The sequence below is a fragment of the Oleiphilus sp. HI0125 genome, from assembly GCF_001635355.1.
Map to the genome: position 1 here is coordinate 1 of NZ_LWGF01001061.1, position 1,282 is coordinate 1,282.

A 1,282-nucleotide genomic window follows, 5' to 3' on the forward strand; every position below is an offset into this window, starting at 1 on the left:
AAGAATATCTTGATGTTGCAGCAAGCTTTATTGATCAATGTAAAAGCCAGCTTGATGACCCTCATAGTTTTTTCAAACACTCCGGTTTAGAGAATAAATTTGGTTTTTTACCGAGCCTGTTTGAACGCTTTGAGCAATGGCGTAATGACCATTCGCGCATTAGCTATGCTGATATGCTTTACACGCCAGTCAAAACCATTATCGCCAAACCTGAACTTCGAGATTTAGTCTCGAATAAAATGGACGTGATTCTTGTTGACGAATATCAAGACACCAATGATATTCAACATACCTTGTTAAGCTTGATTGCAGGCGAACGAGCAAAAGTCACCATCGTTGGCGACCCCGACCAAACGATATATGAGTTCCGTGGAGCAAAACCGCAATACATGCTGTCCGGTTTTGCCGAAGAATATAAACATTGCGAATCGCTCAAGCTCAGCACGAGTTTCCGTTATGGTCATCAAGTCGCTCTACTCGCCAATCAATTAATTGCGCATAGCCCTTATCACGACGACGCATTGTGTATTCCTGCTAAGAGTAATCCTCACACTGCGGTCGAGCTATGCGAAACACAAAATGAACTTATCAGCCTCGTGACACGATTAGCGAAACATGATGCATCGCAACGGAATCAAACCGCAATTTTGGTTCGATATTGGAGTCAAACAGCAAATTTAGAATTAGCACTATTGCGCGCTAATTTACCTTACGTATTAAATGGGTTCCGCGGAATTTTTGGTTCGGATGAGATGTATGCCATCCGCAGTTTGCTTGAACTTGCCGATGGCAGCTTTGCTCAAATGCCACCAACTATGCGAGAGCAAGCATTCATTCAGTTAGCCCGGTTCCCTCATGTGGGCATTAATGAACGTCAAATTCAGCTTTTCATGCATCAACTTGCTCAGCACTCTAGCCGTTGGGGACACCATGTACTGAATATGATTCCAAGCGACTTAAGCCGCTTCCAAAAGCTCAAATTGGAGCGCTTCGCTAAAGGCTTATCTGCTCTTGAGAACAATACAAACCCTCCAAGACAGCTGTTCAAACAATACATACAAGAAACGAAGCTTTTTGATGAGCTAAAAACGAGTGGCCTAAGCCAAGACGCTAGTGACGAGCAAGTTAGGACGGTCAAAAACCTGATGGCCTTTATGGCAGAAAGCCGTACAGAAAACGCAAACGCCTTGTTAAATGAGCTCGCAGCGCTCGAAGAAAGAACACAAATCCAGCATGCTCAAGGTATACACATTACAAGTATGCATCGCGCTAAAGGGCTGGA

At 43.9% G+C, this 1,282-nt stretch carries 1 protein-coding gene; it reads left to right on the forward strand.

Features of this window, described 5'->3' with window-relative positions:
• The coding region (locus A3762_RS18165) for a UvrD-helicase domain-containing protein (RefSeq protein WP_156493571.1) at nt 1–1,282 on the forward strand (1,282 nt) is incomplete at both ends.